This is a genomic window from Mitsuaria sp. 7, assembly GCF_001653795.1.
GTDB lineage: Bacteria > Pseudomonadota > Gammaproteobacteria > Burkholderiales > Burkholderiaceae_C > Roseateles.
In genome coordinates, this window is record NZ_CP011514.1 from 4,160,647 (window position 1) to 4,183,972 (window position 23,326).

General features: G+C 69.9%; 18 protein-coding genes. 9 read left to right on the forward strand and 9 right to left on the reverse strand.

Annotated features, from left to right (window positions below):
- Positions 1–2 precede the first annotated feature (2 nt).
- On the forward strand, positions 3–2,276 hold the full coding sequence (locus tag ABE85_RS18250; protein WP_067277765.1) for a diguanylate cyclase domain-containing protein: 2,274 nt from the start codon (positions 3–5) through the stop codon (positions 2,274–2,276).
- 1 nt (position 2,277) lies between these two features.
- On the opposite strand, the gene ABE85_RS18255 is transcribed toward ABE85_RS18250, so the two are convergent.
- The 5 genes from ABE85_RS18255 to ABE85_RS28795 form a co-directional block, all read right to left on the reverse strand.
- Positions 2,278–2,856, reverse strand: a complete 579-nt coding sequence (locus ABE85_RS18255) for a hypothetical protein (protein ID WP_067277773.1) — start codon at positions 2,854–2,856, stop codon at positions 2,278–2,280.
- Between the two features lie 52 nt (positions 2,857–2,908).
- Entirely contained in the window at positions 2,909–3,958 is a 1,050-nt protein-coding gene (locus ABE85_RS18260; protein ID WP_067277774.1) for a VTT domain-containing protein, read from the reverse strand.
- A 61-nt stretch (positions 3,959–4,019) separates the two neighbouring features.
- The gene (locus ABE85_RS18265) at positions 4,020–4,706 is read right to left on the reverse strand and encodes a bifunctional 2-polyprenyl-6-hydroxyphenol methylase/3-demethylubiquinol 3-O-methyltransferase UbiG (RefSeq protein ID WP_067277777.1); all 687 of its coding nucleotides are present in this window, start codon (positions 4,704–4,706) and stop codon (positions 4,020–4,022) included.
- A 113-nt stretch (positions 4,707–4,819) separates the two neighbouring features.
- Entirely contained in the window at positions 4,820–6,364 is a 1,545-nt protein-coding gene (locus ABE85_RS28790) for a methyl-accepting chemotaxis protein (RefSeq protein ID WP_157522593.1), read from the reverse strand.
- Between the two features lie 251 nt (positions 6,365–6,615).
- Positions 6,616–8,514 carry a methyl-accepting chemotaxis protein gene (locus tag ABE85_RS28795; RefSeq protein ID WP_067277784.1) on the reverse strand — a complete coding sequence of 633 codons (1,899 nt, stop codon included), beginning with the start codon at positions 8,512–8,514 and terminating at the stop codon, positions 6,616–6,618.
- Positions 8,515–8,827: 313 nt separating this feature from the next.
- Between ABE85_RS28795 and ABE85_RS18280 the strand changes: the two genes are divergently transcribed.
- Positions 8,828–10,882, forward strand: a complete 2,055-nt coding sequence (locus ABE85_RS18280) for a PEP-CTERM sorting domain-containing protein (protein WP_067277787.1) — start codon at positions 8,828–8,830, stop codon at positions 10,880–10,882.
- A gap of 37 nt (positions 10,883–10,919) precedes the next feature.
- On the opposite strand, the gene ABE85_RS18285 is transcribed toward ABE85_RS18280, so the two are convergent.
- Positions 10,920–11,510, reverse strand: coding sequence for a DUF3455 domain-containing protein (locus tag ABE85_RS18285; protein ID WP_067277790.1), 591 nt, complete (start codon positions 11,508–11,510; stop codon positions 10,920–10,922).
- Positions 11,511–11,767: 257 nt separating this feature from the next.
- Between ABE85_RS18285 and ABE85_RS28880 the strand changes: the two genes are divergently transcribed.
- Complete coding sequence (locus ABE85_RS28880) at positions 11,768–12,217, forward strand: hypothetical protein (protein ID WP_409072551.1); 450 nt, start codon at positions 11,768–11,770, stop codon at positions 12,215–12,217.
- A gap of 64 nt (positions 12,218–12,281) precedes the next feature.
- Here ABE85_RS28880 and ABE85_RS18295 read toward each other — a convergent pair whose 3' ends face one another.
- On the reverse strand, positions 12,282–16,397 hold the full coding sequence (locus ABE85_RS18295) for an LAGLIDADG family homing endonuclease (RefSeq protein ID WP_157522596.1): 4,116 nt from the start codon (positions 16,395–16,397) through the stop codon (positions 12,282–12,284).
- Positions 16,398–16,702: 305 nt separating this feature from the next.
- Here ABE85_RS18295 and ABE85_RS18300 point away from each other — a divergent pair, with 305 nt between their 5' ends.
- On the forward strand, positions 16,703–17,371 hold the full coding sequence (locus ABE85_RS18300; protein ID WP_067277793.1) for a hypothetical protein: 669 nt from the start codon (positions 16,703–16,705) through the stop codon (positions 17,369–17,371).
- A 69-nt stretch (positions 17,372–17,440) separates the two neighbouring features.
- Here the strand turns inward: ABE85_RS18300 and ABE85_RS18305 are convergent, their stop codons facing one another.
- Positions 17,441–18,091 carry a DUF1134 domain-containing protein gene (locus ABE85_RS18305; protein ID WP_082938729.1) on the reverse strand — a complete coding sequence of 217 codons (651 nt, stop codon included), beginning with the start codon at positions 18,089–18,091 and terminating at the stop codon, positions 17,441–17,443.
- Positions 18,092–18,345: 254 nt separating this feature from the next.
- Here ABE85_RS18305 and ABE85_RS18310 point away from each other — a divergent pair, with 254 nt between their 5' ends.
- Positions 18,346–18,771, forward strand: coding sequence for a hypothetical protein (locus tag ABE85_RS18310; protein ID WP_157522599.1), 426 nt, complete (start codon positions 18,346–18,348; stop codon positions 18,769–18,771).
- Positions 18,772–18,795: 24 nt separating this feature from the next.
- Positions 18,796–19,158, forward strand: a complete 363-nt coding sequence (locus tag ABE85_RS18315) for a PilZ domain-containing protein (RefSeq protein ID WP_067277802.1) — start codon at positions 18,796–18,798, stop codon at positions 19,156–19,158.
- 90 nt (positions 19,159–19,248) lie between these two features.
- Here ABE85_RS18315 and ABE85_RS18320 read toward each other — a convergent pair whose 3' ends face one another.
- A complete protein-coding gene (locus ABE85_RS18320; protein WP_067277808.1) occupies positions 19,249–20,097 on the reverse strand; it encodes an alpha/beta fold hydrolase in 849 nt (282 codons plus the stop codon).
- A gap of 136 nt (positions 20,098–20,233) precedes the next feature.
- On the opposite strand from ABE85_RS18320, the gene ABE85_RS18325 reads away from it, so the two are divergent.
- From ABE85_RS18325 to ABE85_RS18335, 3 genes are read left to right on the forward strand one after another with little or no spacing between them, the layout of a single operon-like run.
- The gene (locus ABE85_RS18325; protein WP_067277811.1) at positions 20,234–21,439 is read left to right on the forward strand and encodes a sensor histidine kinase; all 1,206 of its coding nucleotides are present in this window, start codon (positions 20,234–20,236) and stop codon (positions 21,437–21,439) included.
- Positions 21,436–22,545, forward strand: coding sequence for a histidine kinase (locus ABE85_RS18330; RefSeq protein ID WP_067277816.1), 1,110 nt, complete (start codon positions 21,436–21,438; stop codon positions 22,543–22,545). The genes ABE85_RS18325 and ABE85_RS18330 overlap by 4 nt, the downstream gene beginning before the upstream one ends.
- A complete protein-coding gene (locus ABE85_RS18335) occupies positions 22,542–23,303 on the forward strand; it encodes a LytTR family DNA-binding domain-containing protein (protein ID WP_067277820.1) in 762 nt (253 codons plus the stop codon). The genes ABE85_RS18330 and ABE85_RS18335 overlap by 4 nt, the downstream gene beginning before the upstream one ends.
- Positions 23,304–23,326 lie beyond the last annotated feature (23 nt).

Consider the following 23,326-nt stretch of genomic DNA (forward strand, 5'->3'; position numbering starts at 1 on the left):
CGATGCCCGCCTCCCCCTTCAGCCAGTCCGTCGCGGAGCGCCTCCAGGTGAGGCGCCTGGTGGTCTTCGGCCCGTTCCTCGCGCTGGGGCTGGTGCTGGTCGTGCTGTGGGCGCTGGTGCTGTGGTTCGCGCTGCTTTATCCGAAGTCGCTCGTCGAGGACCTGCAGGACGATCTCCACAGCATCGCGCTGAACGCCGCGCAGGATACCGAACAGCTCTTGCGCGAGACGGAAGGCAGCCTGCGCACGCTCGACCTGCTGCTGCTCACGCGCAGGACCGAGCGCCAGGACCTCGACGCCACCGTGTCGCTGCTGGCCGACTCGCTGCGCGACAACTCGCGCGGGATCACCGACGTGATGCTCGCCAGCGCCGACGGCCGCCTGTGGCGCATCCCGTCCGTCACCGGCGAACCTTACGTCGACCTCGGCCCTAAGAGCTTCCTGTCCGAACTCGGCCGGCCCGGCGGACCGAGCGTCGTCCTCGGCACGCCGATCCGGCTGCGACCCGGCGCCCACTTCGTCCTGCCGATCGCCACGCGCCTGAGCGCACCGACCGGGGCCTTCACCGCGACGGTGGGCTTCATCGACCTCGACACCCTGCTGCGCATCTACCGCACGCGCTCGATGCGCTCGGGCATGGCCGTGCTTCTGGAACGCGACGACGGCGTCGCCATGGCGCGCTGGCCCGAAGTCCCGGGCCTGGTCGGCACCAACATGCGCCAGGTCCCCGGCGGCGAAGTGCTGCCGCCCAGCCCGCCGGCCAGCGGTCAGTTCATGGTGTCGCGGAGCCCCGCCGACGGGCGTGACCGCATCGTCTCGTACCGGGTGCTGCAGGACTACCCGCTGCGCCTGTTCGTGTCCTTCGAGCGCGACCGCATCCTCGCCGGCTACCTGCAGCAGCGGCGCGCGGTGCTGGGTTTCTCGCTGGTGGTCACCGCGATCGCCGTCGGCCTGATGGCCTGGTTCACGCGGCTGCAGCAGCGCACCCGGCTGCGCGAGGCCGAGCGCGAAGCCACGGCCGACGCCTCGCCGATGGGCCTGTTCCGCTGCGACCTCCAGGGTCGCACCGTGTATGCCAACGAGACCTACCTGCGACTGATGGAGGTCGACCGCAAGGACCTGGCCTGGGGCTGGCTGGACCGCTTGCCCGCATCGGAGCGCGAGCTGACGCGCGAGCAGTGGGCCGCGCTGGTCGCCGTGGGCGAGCCCGTCGACCGCGTGCGGCAACTGGCGCGGCGCGACGGCTCCGAACTGCTGGTGCGTCTGCGGATGCGACCGATGCGGCTGGGCGGGCGCATCGTGGCGCACGCGGGGACCATCGCCGATATCACGCCCGAGCTTGCAGCCCGCCGCGAGCGCGAGCGCAACCAGGCCGTCATGAGCGCCATGGCGCAGAGCGTCAACGTGATGATGCTGGCCGTGGACACCGATGAACGCGTGCTGTTCTGCAACAAGGCCTTCGAGCGCCGCTTCGACATCCCGGAAAAGTCCTGGCAGGGACGCCACGCGGCGGACGTGTTCGACGACCTGTACCCGGCCGTGCATCCGCTGATCCAGCGCGCCTTCGCGGGCGAGACCAGCGTCGTCGAGATGCGCGACGACGACGGCATCAGCCGCCCGATGCCGCTGGACGGCGACGACCGCGGCGAGACGCGCTATGTCGAGCTCACCTACGCGCCGCTGGTCACCGACGACGGCACCATCATCGGCGCCTACGGCGTCGCGCGCGACGTCACCGACGTCAAGCAGGAACAGATGCGGCTGCTGCGGGCCTCCAACACGGACCCGCTCACCGAACTGCTCAACCGCGCCGGCTTCGCGTCGCAGGTCAACGCCGCGCTCGGCCGCGCGACCGACCGCGATGAGTTGGTGGCGCTGCTGTACCTCGACCTCGACCGCTTCAAGCCGGTCAACGACGAGTACGGCCATCCCGTCGGCGACGCGCTGCTGAAGGCCGTGTCAGGCCGGCTGCGGCATGCGCTGCGGCCCCAGGACCTGGTCGCCCGCGTCGGCGGCGACGAGTTCGCCGTGTTCCTCACCCACGTCGCGAAACCGGTCGACGCGCAGGTCGTCGCCGACAAGCTGGTGCACGCGTTGACGATGCCGTTCCGCATCGGTGCGCTCGAACTCCACATCGGCACCAGCGTCGGGTTCTGCGTCCAGTGGGCGAGAAAGGCCGACATCGACGATCTCGTCACGCAGGCGGATGAGCAGCTCTATCGGGCGAAGCGGGCGGGTCGGGGGCGGTCGAGCGGGAGCCTCTGCGCGGAGCGCTGAGTCAGCCGCAGTTGCCGAAGTCGCCAGGGCTTCGGCCGTCCAACGAGGCCGTCGGCGTCAAGGGGCCATGCTTCAGGCGCATCAAGGTCATCTGCAGGACCTTGGCGTCGGCGCTGGCGCGGTGACGCCGCAGCTTCGCCTCGGCTCGGACCTCCTGCTGCACCGCGTTCCAGCGCAGGGCTTCGTCTTCGCTGAGAAGGCGACGCAGGTCCTCGATCCGGAAACGCGGCAGGCGGCCGACGCTGTCGAAGAGCTTGCTCATCCACGGGTAGTCGTGACCCCAGCTGTCCGAGTAGACCGTCTGGCCCGCCAGTCGATGGTTGAGCTCGTCGACGACCCATTCACGCGGACGGCCGTGACGCAGCAGGAGCTCGCGCGTGATGCCGTGCAAGGCCTCCGCGCCTTCATCCCAATGCTCCCATTCGGGCGCGGGCTGGATCAGCGAGCAGAACGGCAGGCCGCCGGCTTCGACGAAGCCGATCTCGATCGGGTAGCTGCCGCGCCCGAAACCGGACGCCTCCAGGTCGAGGATGGTCGGCGCAAGGACCGGCGAGGCGGCGGGCAGGACGGCAACGCTCATGGCCGCGAGTATGCAAGCGCCGGGCCAGCCGCGGGAGCCACCCCTCCTCAGATCAGGGGACGGCAGGCGTGGCCGACTGCAGGTCCACCGGCGCCGCGGGCGCGACCGCCGGCACGGTCGTCGGCTTGGGCGCTTGTCCCGCCGCATCGCCGTCGCCGCTGTCGCCCCGGTCCCGCCCCTGGCGGCGCTGCAGTTCGTGCCAGCCGTCCAGGCCGCCGTCCAGCGCCAGCACGCGCGCGTGACCGCGCTTCATGAGCTCGTGCGCGCCCTGGATGGCGGAGACCTCGTTCGGGCAGTTGCAGTAGAGGACGAGCAGGCGGTCGTCGGGCAACTGCTCGGCGTATTCCGGGAGACGCGTCAACGGGATGTTGAGCGCGCCCGGCAGGGTGCGCGGGTCGGCGGCGCGGCCCGGATCGCTGCGGACGTCGATGAAGAGCGGCGCCATGTCCTGCTCGCAGAGCGCGGCGGCGTCCTCGACGCTGATGCGCTCGACCTCGCCCTGCAGCTTCGCCATCTGGCGGCGACGGCGCCAGCGGTTGCCGATCAGCAGGGCCAGCACCGCGACGATCGCGGCCACGGCGAAGATGCCGGCGTTGGAGAGGAAGTCCAGCACGTCCTGGATCTGGTCGCTGAAGATCAGGCCGAGACCGAGGAAACAGGCCGTCCAGACCAGCCCGGCGACGGCGTCATAGGCGATGAAGCGGCGCCAGCCCATGCCGAGCGCGCCGGCCATCGGCGCCGCGACGACGGAGATGCCGGGCAGGAACTTCGCCGCCAGCAGCGAGCTGCCGCCCCAGCGCGCGATGAGGCTTTCGCTCTGGCGGACGCAGACGTCGGGCGACAGGGAGACGCGGCACAGCAGCCGCAGCACGCGGTGGCCGTAACTGCGGCCGGCAATGAACCAGATGGCGTCGCCGAGGACATTGGCCAGCACGGCGGCCACGACCAGCGACAGCGCCGACAGGCGCCCCGCCGCGGCCAGTCCGCCCGCCACCACCAGCAGGGGCGCCGCAGGCACCGGCGCACCGATGCGCGCGGCCAGCGTCACGAGGAAGACGAGCAGGAAGTCGTGTTGGATCAGCAGGTCGATCAGGGCGCGCATGCGACATATTGTCGCGGCTGCGGAGGACGCCCGTCGCCGGTGGGGCGATTCTCCGGCCCCGTCAGGACACCAGCCGGGGCGCCTTGGGCCGGGCGACGAAGGCGAACTGCACCCACTTCGTCTCCTCGAGCTGCCGCCCGAAAAGGCGGAAGGCCAGCCGGCGCTTGAGCGAGGAGGTGTACCACTGCTCGTTGATGCCCTGGACGCTGAGCACCTCGTAGCCGCACTCGTCGAACATGCGCTGCGCGCTGGTGCGGGTGAAGAAGCGCAGGTGCGTGCGGTCGCGGACCCCGCAGGGCTCGTAGCGGAAGTCGCGGTCGTGGACCAGCGGCCAGATCGTGTCCAGATGCAGCAGGTTGGGCAGCGAGGCGAGCACGACGCCGCCCGGCGCGAGCAGCGGCGCGGCCAGGTTGAGCGCGGCCCAGGGATCGGGCATGTGCTCGAGCACGTCGTTGAAGGTGATGGCGTCGAAATGGCCTTCGGGCAGCGGCAGGGACGGGTCGAAGAATCCCTGCATCACCCGGTCCAGGTGGACGGCGGCGCGTTCCGCGGAACCGGCGTCGGGCTCGACGCCCCAGACCTCGGTACCGGGACGCGCCTGCTTGACCGCCTCTCCGAAGGCGCCGGTGTTGCAGCCGACGTCCAGCATGCGCCGGCATTCCTGCGGGAGGAAGGCCAGCATCTCGCGGCGCGCGGCGTGCGGGTAGTCGAATCGGGCCAGGGGACTGGCGGAACGGAGAGCCGGCATGGATACCTCCTCGGCACCCGCCGCGAGCACCGCGGCGGTGCGCGAAGCATAGTCAGGACCGGTCCCTGTCGACATCCTCCTCTTACGGGACAGGGAAGTCCCGACCGCCGGCCTCAGGAAGGGGCATGCGCGACGCGGAACGCCGCCACCGCGCCCACCATGTCGGCGGCCTGCTGTCTCATGCTGTCGGCCGCGGCGGCGCTTTCCTCGACCAGGGCCGCGTTCTGCTGCGTGGCGCGGTCCATCTGGGTGATGGCCTCGCCGACCTGCGTCACGCCCGCGCTCTGCTCGGCGCTGGCCACGCTGATCTCGCCGACGATGTCGGAGACGCGGCGGATGGCGCCCACGACCTCGGTCATCGTGGCGCCGGCCTGGTCGACCAGCCCGGTGCCCTGCTCGACGCGGGCGACGCTGTCGTCGATGAGCTGCTTGATCTCCTTGGCGGCTCCGGCGGACCGGCTGGCCAGGCTGCGCACTTCGGAGGCCACGACCGCGAAGCCGCGGCCCTGCTCGCCGGCGCGGGCCGCCTCGACCGCCGCGTTCAGCGCCAGGATGTTGGTCTGGAACGCGATGCTGTCGATGACGCCGATGATGTCGGCGATGCGACGGCTGCTGTCATTGATGCCGCGCATCGTCTCGACGACCTGGCCGACCACCTCGCCGCCGCGCGTGGCCACCTCGCTGGCATTGCGCGCCAGTTGATTGGCATGCTGGGCGTTGTCCGCGTTCTGGCGTACGGTGGCGCTCAGCTGTTCCATCGAGGCGGCGGTCTCCTCGATCGCGGAGGCCTGCGCCTCCGTGCGCGCCGAAAGGTCGTTGTTGCCTTGCGCGATCTGGGTGCTGGCGATCGCGATCTCGTCGGCGGAGCCGCGCACCTGGCCGATCAGCGTGACCAACTGCGACTGCATCGCCCCCATCGACGCGAGCACGCTGTCGGGCGGCGCCGACACGGCGCCTTCGACCGGTCGCAGGTCGCCGCCGGAGATGCGGTTGGCGGCGGCGGCCAGTTGCGCCGGCTCGGTGCCGAGCGCCGTCGTCAGGCGACGCGTGATCAGCCAGCCCAGGCCTGCGGCGATCCCGACGACGCCCAGGCTGATCAGCGCCAGCCACCGACGTTGCGCTTCGTATTGGGCGGTGGAGGCGGTCGCCACCTCGCCACCGGCCTTGCCCGCGTAGTCGGTGTATTCCCGCACCGCCGTCAGCAGCTTCGCCAGCAAGGGTCGGCAATCCCGGCTCATGGCCTCCATGGCCTCTTCGCGCTTTCCGGCGGCGGCCAGTTCGACAATGCGCGCAGCCACCGGTCCGTAGCGTTCTTCGACCTCGACGATGCGACCGAGCAGTTCACGCTCGCGCGGCATGGCGTCAGGCGCCGCGGCGACCGCATCGCGCAGCTCCCGCAGGTGCAGACCGATCGCGACATGCGCGTCGAGCGCCATCTTTTTCGATGCTTCGAGGTCGATCGAGTCCTTCACGATGACCATGTCGCGCACCCCGATGGCGCGACGGTTGGCGTCGATGCGGATACCCACCGCCATCGATTCGCGGGTATCAATGCCGTGGAAGAAACCGTTGAAGCGCGCATCCGCGGCGGCCAGGTTGTGCAAAGAGAAGACGCTGACCAGCACGACCGCTGCCACGAGGGTGGCAAAGGCGAGCATCAATTGCTTCTTGATCGAAAGACCCTTCATGGTCTGCCCCAGGAGTAGTTGGAAAGGAAAGGAAATGCCTGCCCTTGAGAGCAGCGCATGGCCTTCCTCAGTCATCGACTCCAGCAGACCGGTGCGGGAACAATTACCGGAATACCGCATCGGGTGACTCGTGCAAGTCACTCCGAGCCCAGGCGTTTTCCTCCATGTCAGGAGGAGGTCGCCGCCGCGGGTGGGACGACGTCAGCCGCCGTCCCGCCGATTCAGAACGAGGTCCAGTCGTCGTCGCCGGCCAGGACGGGCTCAGCCGCCGCCCTGGCAGGCATGGCTGCCGCCTTGGCGGGGGCGGTGGAAGGCCGGACCACGTGCAGCTCCGGCGTCGGCGCCGAACGCCGCCGCGGGGCCGGCGTGGCCGCGACGACGTGGACCTTCGGACGCGAGGTGCCCGGTGCGGACACAGGCGCCGCCCGCGATGTCGATGTCGACGCCGGGACGGCGCGGAGTGGCGCAGACCGCGGAGGTGTCGACACCCGCGCCATGGCCAGGCCGTCGGCACGAGCTCTGGATCCTCCCGCATCCATCGCCGGTGTCCGGACGTCGTCGCCGATGCGGAAGACCGCCACCGCACCGACCATGTCGTTGGCCTGCTGCTTCATGCTGTCGGCCGCGGCGGCGCTCTCTTCGACCAGGGCCGCGTTCTGCTGCGTGGCACGGTCCATCTGCGTGATGGCCTCGCCGACCTGCGTGACACCGGCACTCTGTTCGACGCTGGCGGCGCTGATCTCGCCGACGATGTCGGAGACCCTGCGGATGGCGCCGACAACCTCGGTCATCGTCGCGCCGGCCTGGTCGACCAGCCCGGTGCCCTGCTCGACGCGGGCGACACTGTCCCCGATGAGCTGCTTGATCTCCTTGGCCGCGCCGGCGGACCGGCTGGCCAGGCTGCGCACCTCGGAGGCCACGACCGCGAAGCCGCGGCCCTGCTCGCCGGCGCGGGCGGCCTCGACCGCCGCATTCAGCGCCAGGATATTGGTCTGGAACGCGATGCCGTCGATGACGCCGATGATGTCGGCGATGCGGCGGCTGCTGTCATTGATGCCGCGCATCGTCTCGACGACCTGGCCGACCACCTCTCCGCCGCGCAGGGCCACCTCGCTGGCGTTGCGCGCCAACTGGTTGGCCTGCTGGGCGTTGTCGGCGTTCTGGCGCACGGTGGCGCTGAGCTGCTCCATCGAGGCGGCGGTCTCCTCGATCGCGGACGCCTGCTCCTCGGTGCGCGCGGACAGGTCGTTGTTGCCCTGGGCGATCTGGGTGCTGGCCATCGCGATCTGGTCGGCGGAACCGCGCACCTGGCTGATCAGCGTGACCAACTGCGACTGCATCACGCCCATCGAGGCGAGCACGCTGTCGGCCGGCGCCGACGCGGCGCCTTCGACCGGACGCAGATCGCCGTCGGCGATGCGATGCGCGGCGTCGGCCAGCTGCGCGGGCTCGGTGCCGAGCGCGGTCATGAGGCGACGCGTGATCAGCCAGCCCAGGCCCACGGCGATGCCGACGGCGGCCAGGCTGATCAGGCTCATCCACCAGCGCTGCGCCTGGTACTGGGCGGTCGATGCGGCGGCGACCTCGTCGCCGCCCTTGGAGGTGTATTCCATGTACTCCCGTGCCGACTGGAGCAAGGCCGCCAGCAGCGGCCGGCAATCCTTGGTCATGGCCTCCATCGCCTCGTCGCGCTTGCCGGCGGCGGCCAGGTCGACGATGTGCGCGGCCACCGGGCCGTACTTGGCCTCGACCTGGACGATGTGCGCCAGAAGTTCCCGCTCACGCGGCGTGGCATCCGGCGCCGCGGCCACGGCGTCGGTCAGTCGCTTCAGATGGGCGCCGATCGCGGCGTGCGCATCGAGCGCCATCTTCTTCGCGGACTCGATGTCCGCCGCCTCCTTCACGATGACCATGTCGCGCACACCGATGGCGCGGCGATTGGCGTCGATGCGGACGTCGACGGCCATCGATTCGCGTTCGTTGATGCCGTGGACGAAGCCGCTGAAGCGGGCATCCGCGCCGGCGAGGTTGCGCAAGGCGACCACGCTGACCAGCACCACCGCCGCGACCAGCGCGGCGAAGGCGAACATCAGCTGCTTCTTGACCGAAAGAGCATTCATGACCTGTTCCTGAAGAGGCGTCGACACAGGCGAAATGCTACTTTTGAAACCAGCGTCATGAATCTGTCACTCCCCCCTCGGCGTGACGCAGTGAGGGATCGGTTTTCCGGCCCCCCGCATTCGCGGGGAGGACCGCCGTGATGCGCATCACGGACCGCGTGCTTCCCCCATGGAATCGCGGAGATTCCGGAGCCAGTGCTCCATGACAGGCGTGTGTCAGAAGTGCCTCCGCAGGCACCCTGCTCGGGCGGTGCCGCGCAGCGCCAGGGCCTCCTAGCATCGCGTGAATTTTTCACACGAGACACATCGCGCCATGGCCCATCTTCTGTCCCGCCGCCCCGCCTCCGATCTGCGCCGTGCGCCGGTGTTCCGCCTGAGCGGTCTGGCGCTCGCCGCCCTGCTGCTGCAGACGGGCGCGGCCAGCGCCGCGTCGTTCGACCTCTGCGGCGCGGTCACCGCGGCCCAGACCCTGGGCAGCGGCAGCGGACAGACCGGCGCACTGTGCGCGACGGGCACGCTGACGGTGGGCGGCTCGACCGTCGCGGTGACGGTCAGCGGCAACAACGCGACGCTCAACAACCTCGGCAGCATCGTGCAGACGGGCACCGGCCGCGTGATCCGCGACAACACCGGCGTGCAGAACCTGGTCATCGTCAACGGCAGCGCGAGCAACAGCACGGCGTCCATGCGCGCGCAGGACGCCGACCTGATCCAGATGAACAAGTCCCCGGCCAGCGTCACGCTGACCAACTGGGGCAGCATGATCTCGACGAACGCGTCGGGCGGCGGCAACCAGGTCGTCGACTTCAACGCCATCGGCTCGGGCAGCAACATCGTCAACAACCAGGCCGGCGCGCTGATGCTGGCCTACGAGGCGGACGCGATCCGTCCCGGCGTCAACGGCATCGTCAACAACGCCGGCACCATCCGCTCGGTCACGACGACGGGTTCGAGCAGCGACGGCATCGATTTCCAGGGCAACAGCGGCATCACCTTCAACAACCTGTCGGGCGGCCTGCTCGAAGGCGGCCGTCACGGCGTCACCGGCGGACCGGACACGGCGATCGCCTGGACCGGCACGATCAACAACGCCGCCGGCGCGACGATCCGCGGCATGAACGGCGCCGGGCTGAACTTCGACGGCTTCAACGCGCTGCAGGTGATCACGGTCCGCAATGCGGGGCTGATCACCGGCAACGGCCTGACCGGCGACGGGGACGGCGTGGATGTCGACGGTCCGCTGGACCTGGTCAACAGCGGCACGATCCGCTCGATCAACGCGTTCTCGCCGCTGGGCAGCGGACTGGCCTTCAGCGAGGGCATCTCGGCGGGTGGCGGCACGATCCGCAACACCGGCCTGATTGAAGGCCTGGTCGCGGCCGGCAACACGAACGCGATGGGCCGCGGGATCTCGCTGGTCGGCAACGACATCACCAGCGGCCCGAACACCGGACTGCGTGAGGCGCTCTACGCAAACGCGACGGTGATCAACGGCGCCGGCGGCGTGATCCGCGGATCCAGTGATTCGGCGATCTACATCGGCGGACTGGGCGGCAGCGGCAAGCTGGTCCGCATCGACAACCAGGTCGGCGGCACCCTCATCGGCGGCGGAACCGCGGCGGCAATCCGGTCGGCTTCGGACTACGACACGACGATCGTCAACGCCGGCCGCATCGACGGCAGCGCGAGCGGCGTGGCCATCGACCTGGGCGCGGGCCGCAGCACGCTGGTGGTCAGCGGCGGCCAAGCGGTGATCCTCGGCGACGTGCGCGGCGCCAGCGGCGCGGGCTCGGCGACGGTGCGCTTCGAGGTCGGCAATGGCAACCAGTTCAGCTACGCGGGCGCGTTCAGCAACGTCAACCAGATGCAGGTCGAGAGCGGCCGCGTCGTGCTCACAGGCGAGAGCCGGAACATCGGCACGGTGACGCTGGACGGCGGCGTGCTCGAACTGCAGGGCGACCAGCGGCTGGGGGCCGCCGGCGCGCTGGAAGTGAACGGCGGCACGCTGAAGGTGAGCGGCGGCAATCAGAGCTTCGCGAGCCTGGCGCTGCTGGGCAGCGGCGCGTTCGAGCTCGACGGCGGCGGACTGAACTTCGCTTCCCTGGGAAGCGTCGTGGCGGGCGGCGTGCTGCAGGTGACGCAGGTCGGCGCGGGCTACGCGCTGCGCTTCGCGGGCGACCTCTCGCATGACGCGAGCTTCCTCAGCCTCGTCGCCGCGACGAAGATCAACGGCCTGGCCGCCACCTACCGCTTCAGCAACGGCTTCACGACGCTGGGCGCGGTCCCGGAACCGTCGACCTACGCGATGCTGCTCGCCGGGATCGCAGTGCTGGGATGGCGCCTGCGCAAGCGCGGCGCAGCGGTCTGACTGCGCTCACGCTGACGCGCTCTTGCGCGTCCCTTCCTCAGCGCATCGCCACCGGCGCCCAGAAGATGTAGTCGGCCTGGTAGTCGACGACCTGCTTCTGGCCGACGCCCGTGGCATCGCACGGGACCTGCGGCGCGACGCCGCCCTTGGTGGCCACGCGCTGGATGTAGCTCACGCCCTGCATCGCGCCCATGCCGACAGCCGGATTGGCCTTCACCAGCTGCAGCGGGATGCTGCCCGCCGAGGCCGGCGCCACCGCCACCTGGGTGCCGGTGACCTTGGAGCCGTCGCGGGCTTCCCAGGTCGCGGGCGGACCGTAGTACTTGCCGACCATGGTGCTGCGCCTGTCGTTCAAGGCGGCGTCCGGGCCGACGAAGACCCATTCGAACTGCCCCGCCATGTCCTTCTTCGCGCGGCATTCGTAGGTGATCTTGCCCACGCCCACGGTCTCCATCGACACCTTGTGCCCGTCCGGCACCTGGACCGCGGCCGGCAACCCGGCCTGGGAGAACGTCGGCGCGTTCGAGCCCGACGGGCCGGACATGGCGCAGGCGCCGAGCAGCGCGACCGGCGCCAGCAGGACAAGGACGGACGTCGCGGACTTCGGGCGGGTGGACAAGGGGGTCATCGCAGCTCCTGGGGGTTGGGGGCAAGGCCGGAATGCCTCACCGGAACGCTGTACGCAAACGCCGTCTTAACGGATTCGTTTTCCGCGAAAAAGGTTCGCGCGCGGGTCTGCGCTACGATCAGCCGATAGACCGTGAGCCTGTCATCCGAAGTCTTCGCTTCGTCTCTCCTGCCGGAAGCCGTGCAAGTCCTCGCCTTGATTGCCTGGCGAATCTGTCCGCTCCGCATGTCGCGGGGCGGGATCGGAGGAGGAGCACCATGCCTGTCCCACAAACCCTCGACGAGCTCCGTGCTTCGTTGCGGCAGAGTGTCGATGCGCTCCAGCGCCGCCAGGCCAACGAGATTCCGGAAAAGCTGATCGACCGGCTGGTCGACCTGGACTGGCTGGAATGGCACGGCGGCGGACTTCGATTGACCACCACCGGGACCAACGTCCACCGCCAGGAGCTGGCCCGGATTCGCGCAATGGCGGAAACGTCAGGCTCATCGATTACCCCCAACCTATCGGAGGCCGATATCGCTACCCCCAACTACTCATACGAAAAACGCCAACGCGAGCTGGCCAAGAAAAAGAAGAAGGAAGAGAAGGCTTACCGCAAGTCCACCGGTGCCGGTTCGGACGCTCCGGCGGATGAACCCGGCGCCCAGGGCGCACCGGCCGGAGGCGATGCCCCGGCGGCGGACGACAAGCCGCAAGGCCAGGCCTGAGTTCCAGCGTCAGGTCCGGCGCCAGCCCCGGTGTCAGACCCGGGCTGAGACTAGGCCGGGGCAGTCACCCGCACTGCCCCACGAACCCGCACGCGGTGCAGAACTCGCACCCGTCGCGGTGGATGAGCGTGGCGTTGCCGCACTCGGGACACTTCTTGCCGGCCATCGCGATGATGCCGCCGGCTTCCGAGGCGGCGCGCACCGTCCCCAGTCCCGCGCCCTTGGCCGGCGCCTGCTGCATCAGCCCCATGTCGACGAGCGGATAGCCGTTCTCGTCCAGCACCCCCAGCATCGCGTAGCGGTGGATGACCAGGCGCGCGACATACGCGACCGTCGACGGCCACACCTGCTGCCGTCGCTCCCCCGACAGCGTCGGCACCGGGGCCATGAAATGGCCCAGGGGCTCGCCCACGTTGAGCAGCTTGCGCAGCTTCATGCCGATCCAGCCCGGGTCGAGCACCCGCATGTCCAGCGACAGCAGGCGCGCCAGCCCGTCCAGCGCCTTCGGATAGTTTCCTGAGAACCCCATCGCGCAAGGCCGCGTGACGCTGCCGCCGTCGGGCGTGGGCAGGCTCACCTCCTTGAGCGTCAGCGTGAACAGCTCGCTGGTCGCGGGGTTGTCCACGTCGACCGCCCAGGCGAGCGTCCCGGCCGTGCCGGTGCGCGGTTCCTCGCGCGAGAACATCGCGTCGAGCACCGGTGTCGGACCGCCTTCCTGCAACGCGCCGAGCTGCTCGCAGCGCCAGCGGATCACCGCCGCGGTCGCGGCGACGACGCCCGGGAAGAGCCGCGCTTCGCCGAGCGGCGGCATCGGCATCTCGAACGCGCGTTCTTCGGCGACGGTCGCCAGCGCATCGAGCTTCAGGCGCAGCCAGGCCGCGTCATTGGCGCGCAGGTCCATCGACAGCGTCTTGGCCAGCGCGCCGAGGCCGCGCGGCTGCTCCGCGCCGTTGACCCAGACCTCGAACGGCAGCGTGCGGCCGAAGAGGCCCGCATCCGGCCCCTCCGCCGGCAGCTCACCGACGAAGAGGGCGAAGTCGCCATGCGGGTGGCGGATCATGGTCGACCACGCCGGATTGCCGCCGGGCATCTCGGGCCGGCTCGGCCAGCGCAGCGAGGCGAGCACCGGCTTGGGCAGGCGCTCGACGCGCAGCCGCTGGTTGGGGCCGATGTCGGGCTTCAGCGGCTCGGGCCTGGCGATCGGCTCGACGCTGAGCACCGCGCCGAGCACGCTGTTCGGCCGATAGGTGGCGAGACCCTTCAACCCGCTCTTCCAGGCCAACCGGTAGAGGTCCTGGAAGTCGGCATACGGATAGTCGGCCGGGACGTTGACGGTCTTGGAGATCGAGGTATCGACGTAGGGCGCGACAGCCGCGACCATCGCCTCATGGTCCGACGCTTGCAGCTCGAGCGCGGTGACGAAAGCATCGGTCAGCGGCGCGTCGGCGCCGAACAGATGCCGGTAGAGCCGCCAGGCGTGGTCCTCGACGGCGTACTCCTTGAACGAGTTGTCGGGCATGCGCTTCCTGCGCGTGTAGCTCCACGAGAAAGCGGGCTCGATGCCGTTGCTGGCGTTGTCGGCGAAGGCCAGCGAGATCGTGCCCGTCGGCGCGATCGACAACAGGTGCGAGTTGCGCAGCCCCTGCGCGCGGATCTTGTCCTTCAGCCACGGTGGCAGCCGCGAGGCGAAGTTGCCGCCGGACAGGTAGAGATCGGCGTTGAAGAGCGGGAACGCGCCGCGCTCGACGGCGAGATCGGCGGAGGCTTCATAGGCGGCGTCGCGCATGATCTCGCTGATGCGCCGCGCCATCGCGCGGGCGGCCTCGCCGTCGTAGCGCAGGCCGAGCATCACCAGCGTGTCGCCCAGGCCCGTGAAGCCGAGCCCGACGCGCCGCTTGTTGGCGGCCTCACGCGCCTGCTGCGGCAGCGGCCACGATGTCACGTCGAGCACGTTGTCGAGCATGCGGGTGGCGGTCTTGCAGATGTCGGCGAACTCGGCCTCGTCGAACGACGCCTTCGCCACGAACGCGTCCTTCACGAAGACCGTCAGGTCGATCGAGCCGAGACAGCAGCAGCCGTAGGAGGGGAGCGGCTGCTCCGCGCAGTTGTGGACCATGAGCCCGTTGGCGTCGAACGCATGCACGTGCTCGACCGTCACGTCGTAGACGGGCTCGACGCCATCGAGTTCGACCGAAGCGACTGTCGCCACGAAGCGCTCGCGATTTGGCGCGCGCTTCTGTGAAGCCAGGCGCTGCGCCAGTCGTTCTGCCTTTGCCGAGTCCGCAAAGCCGATGCGCTCCGCAAAGACCTGCAGGTTGTCGCATGCGACGACCAGATCATGGACAGGCTGGTGGGGATACTCCCGTTGTCCGCCTTTGCCGTCCGGCAGGACACGCATCCCCGCGAGCCTCCGGTTGGCGTAGATCGTGCTCACGATGCCGAGCCGCTGCAGCATTCGCTGCACGGCTTGAAGCGTGCCCAGGTTGGACTGGGTCAGACGCACGCTAACGCCCTTCTCCTGCGTTCCTTGCACTGAACCATCAGCGTCAAACAGGCCGCGCAGGAATGCAGCCTGAAACGCCGACGACGCCCGCTCCATGACGGGCGTGATCTGCTTGCCCTCAGGGCCACATCGCATGCCAAGCTCAAAAGCCAGATCGCGCAGGGGTGCAGACGCCATCCGCATCTGACCTTGCGCGACGATCGGGCGTTGCCAGCCGCGGAAATCTGCGCGATGAGGCAAGGTCGCGATCGCCTCCGAGATTGCAGCGGCAATCCCTTCCGCCGAATGGGGCGGCGTCACGCCGTTGACCGCCTGATGCAGTTCTGGTGCCCACACGGAAAGCACTGCCTTGGAATCCCTCAGCCATCCGTCGCCCAGCAGCGCCCCGATCAGGTATCCCTGTGCGGCCGTGTAGTCGCCGCCCCACCCTTCGAACGAACGATGCTCGTGGAGGACGACCTCATCCCCCGGCTGCAACGCACCTGCCGCTACCCAATCGGTCTCGGTCAAATAGCGGGAACGCTTGAGGACTCTCCTCACCAGGTGATTCGCGGTCAGCCGCAGCGAATGTCCTTCCTTCGTCTTCAGATTCAACACGGGTTTCGTCCCCGTCGGGAAGAACCCGGCCGACTCCGTCCGGTAGGCCTTGCCGTCGACCATCGCCAGGAACGGCGTCCCGATCAGGTCGCCGACCTGTCGCGGGCCGTCCCCGGTCAACACCCAGGTGTCGGCCGTCACGCACGGATTCGTCGCGCTGATCGACTCGCAGTAATGCAGGTTGTTGTCCGCATTGATCCGGTCCAGGAACAGCACGCCCGGCTCCGCGTGGTCGTAGGTGGAGCGCATGACCTGGTCCCACAGCTTGCGGGCCCGCATCCGGCGGTAGACCCACAGCCCGTCCGCCCGCTGCGTCGCGCCGGCGGCGCGCTGCTTGTCGCCCGGCGCCGCCTTATGCACTAGCTCGATGTCCGCGTCCGCCTCCACCGCCTCCATGAACGCGTCCGTCACGCCCACCGAGATGTTGAAGTTCTTCAGGTCGCCCTGGTCCTTGGCATGGATGAACTCCTCGATGTCCGGGTGGTCGCAGCGCAGCACGCCCATCTGCGCGCCGCGCCGCGAGCCGGCGGATTCCACCGTCTCGCAGCTGCGGTCGAACACCCGCATGTAGCTCACCGGTCCCGACGCGCTCGACTGCGTCGACTTCACGTACGCGCCCTTCGGCCGGATCCGGGAGAAGTCATAACCGACGCCGCCCCCGCGCCGCATCGTTTCCGCCGCCTCGGTCAGCGCCGTGTAGATGCCGGGATGGCCGTCCTCTTCCTCCGCGATCGCGTCGCCCACCGGCTGCACGAAGCAATTGATCAAGGTGGCCGACAGCCCCGTCCCCGCCGCCGAGGCGATGCGGCCGGCCGGCACGAAGCCGCGCCGCTGCGCTTCGAGGAACTTGGCCTCCCAGTGCGCGCGCTGCTCCGGCGACTCCGCCGCGGCCAAGGCCCGCGCCACCCGCGCCCGGACCTCCTCGAGGCTGCGTTCGCCGCCCTTCGCGTATTTCTCCAGCAGCACCTCGGCGCTGATGTCCTGAGGCGGCAGCGTCTCGGCGGTGGCCTGCAAAGGCAGTTGCGACGAGGTCGCGGGCACGGTCGGGAGAGCAGTCGGGGGAAGGGTCGGCTGGGTCATTCGAGGGGGCTCCATCAACATCGGCATCCACGGGCTCGGACCATCCTAGTCCTGCCCCGCCACGAGCCCTGTCCCCCATCCACGAAAGCGTCATGGAGGCGAGGGGCGATGCTCATCCGCTCCACCTGTCGCACCGGTCGTCCCGCCATCGCGGGCCCCTCATCGGCTCGTCACCAAGCAGTGGTCCAGGTGTCCACCGGTAAGCACGCACTTGCGGCCCGCACACCATTTGATGCGAGTGCAACGGCGTTTCCCCGGGTTCGTCCCATAGTTTGGTCGGATAGCGGACGCTATTCTTTTCAGTTATGACTCCCGACAAGGTCCTGCGGTCCAGCCCCAATACGTTGGGCGATCTGGAACAAGGTTGCGCCGAAGCCCGTCGTCTGATCCTGGACGGCCAACTCGACGCCGCCCGCTCCCGTCTGGACGAGTTGCGCAAGATCCACGGCGACAACCACGCGCCGGTGCAGGAGACCTTCAGCGCCCTGGCGGAAGCCCATGGCGACTTCAGCGTCGCCCTCGCCCACTTCAAGCGTTTCCATCTGCTGGCCATCGAATCGGGAGCGTCTTCGCCGCTGGCCTCGCGCGATCAGTTGCTTGCGCGGCTCGTCGAACGCCAGCAGCAGAACTCCCCGGACATGGCCTGGTGCCTGGTCGCGCTGGGTGCGGCGCGTGCGCCCGCCGGCGCGCTGCCGCACATGCTGCGTCAGCAATGCCGTGCGCAGGACGTCCTCGCGCTCGGACAGGGCGAGGCGATGCTCATGCTGCTGCACGACGTCGACCTGCCCACGGGCCGCAAGGTCTGCGAACGCTTCCGCGCGGTGTGGATGCAGCAGCAGCCGACGGCCGGCCCGCTCAGCATGGGCCTCACGGCCTGGCGCGGTCCCGGCGACACCGGCAGCGGCCTGCTCGGTCGTGCCGAACAGGCGCTCGCGCGCAGCCAGCGCGAAGGCGCGCCGCTGCGCACCGGTTGAACGCCGGCTGAACCCCGGCATGGCGCCCGCGAACGGGCCCTCGGAGAGGGCCCTCGGCCTCAGAACGCCTCAGAACGGATTGATCGACTTCTCGCGCCGGTAGTGCACGTAGCCGACGCTCGCTCCCGCGCGCAGCCCCACGCCCAGCCGGATCGGCGCCAGCGTGATGCCGTCGGCGCGCTGGTAGTTCACGCCCGCGCCGCCGATGTAGTACAGGCTGCCGTCCACGCCGGGGAAGCGGCGGTAGATCGCGCTGGCCTTCGGCAGCTTGTAGACCAGGGTGAACACCTTGGACGCATTGCCGCCGACGTCGAATCCCACCGACGGGCCGGCCCAGTAGACCTTGCCGCCGCCGCCGCGCTTCATGATCAGTTCGCCATCGCCGTAGCGCAGGCCCACGGTCACGGCGCCGCTGGCCTCCTGGCCCTTGATGTACGCGTTCGGGCGGCCCTGGTCCTTGAAGGCCTTCTCGATCACCTTGGCCAGGCCTTCGGTCGTTTCGCCGAAGAAGTCGGTCGCCTCTTTCAGCACCGAATCCTCGTCGTAGGTATCGTCCGCGTTGTCGGCGGCCAACGCTGGCAGCACGGCCAGTCCGGGCGGCAGCACCAGCCCGGCGGCGGCATAGCGGCCCAGCCGTCCCAGCGCGTCTCGTCGCGCGCGCATCGTCGGCGCCTCGCTGAGATCGATCAGTCCCTCGGTCGGCATGTCTTGACGGTCCATGTGAATCTCCGGGTAAATCTGGATGGCGTGGGGTTCTGGCAATGTCCGCGCCGGGCCAGGTGGGACGGCAAAAAGAGTGCCCGCCCTGCGAACCGATGGATGCTACCCGCCGTCGTGACAAACGGTGTGCGCAGCGCCGCAGCGCGCCGATACACTCCTCTTTCTCGCCGTCCGGAGGGACTGGTTTCCAGGACGAGGAACGGCGATGCATGCAAACAGCAGTCGTGAAAAGAGTGCATCAAGGAGGACATGCAGTGAGTGATCTGCCCCGTCTGGCGCGAGCGCTGGAATACCTGGACATGGCGTCGGCCCTCTACGTGGGCGGCGGCGCGGACCATTCCGCCCAACTGCTGGCCGCCGCCGGCGAGCGCCTGCTGGGCGACCTCGCGCGGCTGATCCAGTCCCCCGAGCACGGCCATGAAGTCCAGCAGCTGCTGGGCCGCCTCACCCAGGCCCATGTGCCGTCGCAGGTGCCGGAGGTGGGCGGCCACAACCAGTCGCGCCAGCTCCAGGCGATGCTGTCGCGCGCCGAGACGCCCGAATCGACCGAACTCCGCCAGGCCACCTCCGCGCTGCTGCGCGCCTCGTGGTACCTGCTGGAGACGATGGGACTGGAACCGCTGGCGCCCTCGCGCCTGCACCAGGCCATCGAGAAGAGCACGATCTACGCCGAGCTCTGACCGCCGGCCCACCCGGAAGACACCATGAGCGCCGAACGTCGCCATTTCTCCCGCATCGCGTTCGCCGGTCCGGCGCAACTGGTGACGGTCGATGAACGCCTGCCGGTGCAGGTGCTGGACCTGTCGCTGAAGGGCGCGCTGCTGCTGCTGCCGCCCGGCTCCGCCGTCGAGCCCGGCGCGCTGTGCCTGCTGGACCTGCCGCTGGCGCCGCATGACGGCCGCATCACGATGGCGGCGCAGCTCGCGCACGTGGAAGGCGATCGCGCCGGGCTGCTCAGCCTGGGCATCGACATCGAGAGCATCACCCACCTGCGCCGCGTCATCGAGCTCAACCTCGGCGACGCGACGCTGGCCGAGCGCGATCTCAAGGCGCTGGTGGCGTCCTGAGTCAGACGGCCCTGGGGCAGGTCGTACTTCGACGGCCGCTGGCCCTCACCCCCACCCTCTCCCGCAAGCGGGAGAGGGAGCAAGACCGGCTCACCCGGCGATGAATTTCCTCAGCACCGCGAAGGCCGCGACCGGATCGTCGCGCCATGCGCCGTGCCCGACACCCGGGAAGCGCGCCAGCTGACGCCACTGTGCCGGCAGCGCATCGTGGATCTCCAGCGCATCCTCGAGCGGGCACACCGGGTCGTCCTCGCCCACCATCACCAGCACCGGGCACTGCGCCTTCTCCAGTCCCTTCAGGAGCCCGAGGTCCTGCTTCTCGCCGCTGACGAAGTGCAGCAGGATGTCCAGGTTCACCAGCGTGCGGCCGCCCGCCTCGGGGTCGGCGGCCGGCTGCGTGTTGTAGAGGTGGCGCACGCCGGCCCAGTAGGCCTCGAAGGTCTCGCGCGTCGGACGGCTCCAGAAGGCCTCGGCCAGCGCGCGCGCCTCGGGTCCGCCGCGCCGCTCGAAGGCGTCGAGCTTGCGCGCCAGTCCCATGTGGTGCGAGGTGCTGGACAGGATCACCTTCGAGGCGTGCCCCGGATGCCGCGCGATGTAGCGCTGCGCGACGAAGCCGCCGAAGGACTGGCCCAGCACGATCGGCTTCTCGATGCCCAGCGCGTCGCTGAGGCGGACGATGTCGTCGGCCCACATGTCCAGCGTCCACTCGGACGACGGACGCGGATCGCTGCGGCCATGGCCGCGATGATCGTAGTAGACGATCTGCGCGAGGTCCGCCAGCTGGCTGAACGCCGGCTTGAACGCCGCATGGTCGAAGCCCGGTCCGCCATGCATGCAGATCAGCGTCGGCTTCTCCCGCATCCGTGCCCCGTCCGGCACCAGGCCGGGTCCCTCGACGTCCACGAACAGGCGGGCGCCGTTACCGATGTTGATCTTCATGGGCGACGAGTATGCCGTGTCCTTGCGCGGTCCTCGCCGCGTCCTCCGCCCCATGGATGCCGGACTCGTCCGACCCTGGGCCGCTTCGTCGCACGCCCGCTGGCGGGCCCCGCGCACGACGGCCAGAATGCCGTCCATGTCCGACGCGTCCCCCGCCCCGTCCGCAGGCGATCCCGCCGAGCCCCGCCGCTCGGCGCGGGACGCCGCGCTGCAGCTCTTCAACCTGCGCATGATCGCGGCCGCCTTCTACTTCTGCCTTGCGATGGCCGGCGCGCGGTCGCTCACCTGGCTGACGCAGGACGACAGCCTCTCCGGCTGGCTCGCTGAATGGCTGCGCTTCACACGGCAGACCTTGCTGACCGCGCTCAGCGTGCTGATCGCACTGGCCCTGGCCGAGGCCCTGCTCACCCGCTGGCGGATCCGATGGCCGCTCGCCGTTCGCGCCGTCGCGATCGCCGTCGGCGCCACGCTCGGCACCCTGCTGCGCTACAAGGTCGCCAATCTCGGCGATCCGGACGCGCCGCTGCATTGGGACTGGTTGTTGTCCACCCTGCTGCTGTGGCTGGTGCTGGGCGGCTTCTTCGCCGCGCTGCTGCACGGCGTGCGCGAGGAACGCAGCGCACAGGCCCGGCTCGCCGAACTGGCGCGCCAGCATGACCGGCTCCAGGCGCAGCAGATGGAGGCCCAGTTCTCCGCGCTGAATGCGCAGATCGAGCCGCACTTCCTGTTCAACACGCTGGCCAACGTGAAGCGCCTCTACGAGACCGCGCCCGAGCGCGGCCGCGACATGATGGGCAGCCTGATCGCGTATCTGCGCGCGGCGCTGCCGAGCATGCGCCAGGGCACGTCGACGCTGGGGCAGGAACTGGAACTGGCGCGCAGCTACCTCACCATCCTGCAGATGCGCATGGGCGAGCGCCTGCGCTTCGACATCGAGGCCGACGCCGCGCTCTTCGCCACACCGCTGCCGCCGATGGTGCTGCCGACGCTGGTGGAGAACGCGATCAAGCACGGCCTGTCCCCGCTGCCCGAGGGCGGCCGCATCGACATCTCCGCGCGGCGCGAGCCGGGCGGCCAGGGATTGGTCCTGGAGGTGCGCGACACCGGTCAGGGGTTCGCCGCCAGCGGCGGCAGCGGCGTGGGCCTGGCCAACACCCGTGCGCGGCTGACGGCGATGTTCGGCCGCGACGCCTGCCTGGAACTGGAGGCGGCGGCGCCGCGCGGCGTCGTCGCGCGGGTCCGCGTGCCGCTGGGCGGCGGAGCGCGTGGCGATTCCGCCGATCCAGCCACGGCGGCCACGACGGCTGCGGCCACCGCAGCGACCGCCGGAGCCTCCTCGTGAGCGTGCGAGAACCGGCGGCCCACGTCTGGCACTCGTGGCGCTCGCTGCGCCGCGAGGAGTTGTCCTGGTTCCTGCTGATCGGCGTGTTCTACGGGCTGATCGATGCGTCGTCGATCTTCTACGTGATGGAGGACGCGCGCTGGCCGTCGGCGCTCGCCAACCAGATGCTGACGCCGCTGCTGGTGGCGCTGATCATCCTGCTCACCTGGCTGCCGGCGTCGCGCAGCGCGCCGGAGAGTCGCTGGCGGATCGCGCGGCTGGGCGCGGCGGTGCTGATCGGCGCGGTGCTCGCGAAGCTGCTCTACGACCAGCTGATGCCCCTGCTCCAGCTGCCCTCCATCGCCGAACTCGCGCGGGCGCGCAAGTGCGATGCGCCCTGCCAGCCGATCGGCTGGCTCAACTTCATCGGCGAATGCCTGTCGATCTGCGTCACCGCCAGCCTGTCGGTGGCCTGGTACGAGATGGCGATGCGCCGCCGCCGCACCCGGGCGAAGGTGGAAGCGCTGCTGCGCGAGCAGAGCGCGATGCAGCGCGACGCGGTCGCCGCGCGGCTCGCCGCGCTGCAGGCGCAGGTGGAGCCGCAGTTCCTGTTCGACACGCTGGTCGACATCGAGCGCGCCTACGACCGCGCCGACCGCGAGGCGCCCGAGCAGATGGAACGCCTGATCCGCCACCTGCGCGTGGCCCTGCCCCGGCTGCGCGAGCGCGGCGTGACGCTGGCCTCCGAGGCGGCGCTGCTGGACAGCTACCTCGCCGTGGTCGCGGGGCGGCATCGCCGGCTGCTGAGCCTGTCGACGGACTGGTCGGCCTGGCTCGCCACGCGGCCGTTGCCGCCCATGCTGCTGCTGCCGCTGGCGCAGCTGATGCTGCGCGACACGACGCGGCTGCCGTCGCAGGCCCGTCTGAGCGCGCAGGAGTCGCCCGGCGGCGGCCTGCGGCTGAAGCTGTCGTTCGACCGCGGCGGGCTGGGCGGCGAGGAGGCGTCGCTGCACGCGCTCGGCGAGCGGCTGGAGCGTCTGGAACGCGCGCCCGGCACGCCGCCGCCGCGGCTGCAGTGCCGCAGCAATGCCGAGGACACCGAATTCACGCTGGAGCTGCCCGCATGACCCCGCACCCGACCGCCGTCGTCGCCGAAGACGAGGCCACCCTGCGCCATGAACTCGTCGAGCGGCTCTCGCAGCTGTGGCCGGAACTGGACATCCTCGGGGAGGCCGCCGACGGCGTGCAGGCGCTGCGGCTGCTGCACGAGGTCAAGCCCGACGTGCTCTTCCTCGACATCGAGATGCCGGGCGCCACCGGCCTGGACGTGGCGCGCCAGGTGCAGGGCCGCTCGCACGTCGTGTTCGTCACCGCGTACGACCAGTACGCCGTCGCCGCGTTCGACGAGGGCGCGGTGGACTATCTGCTCAAGCCGCTCGAACCCGCGCGCCTCTTCACCGCGATCCAGCGCATCAAGCAGCGGCTGGCGGGTCCGCCCGCCGACCTCAGCGCGGTGCTGAGCCAGCTCGGCGCGCAGGCCGGCGCGACCACGAAGCGGCAGTACCTGCGCTGGATCAACGCGTCGGTCGGGCAGACGCTGAAGCTGATCACCGTGGACGAGGTGCTGTACTTCCAGTCCGACAGCAAGTACACCCGCGTCGCCACGCGCCAGGGCGAGGCGCTGATCCGCAAGCCGCTGAAGGAACTGGTCGACGAGCTCGATCCGCAGCAGTTCTGGCAGATCCACCGCTCGACGCTGGTCAACGCGGCGGCGGTCGCCGGCGTGTCGCGCGACTTCCGCGGTCGCATGCAGGTCAAGCTCAAGGAGAGCGAGGACGCGCTGATCGTCGCGGAGAGCTATACGCACCTGTTCCGGCAGATGTAGCCTGCGACGGCCGCTGGCCCTCA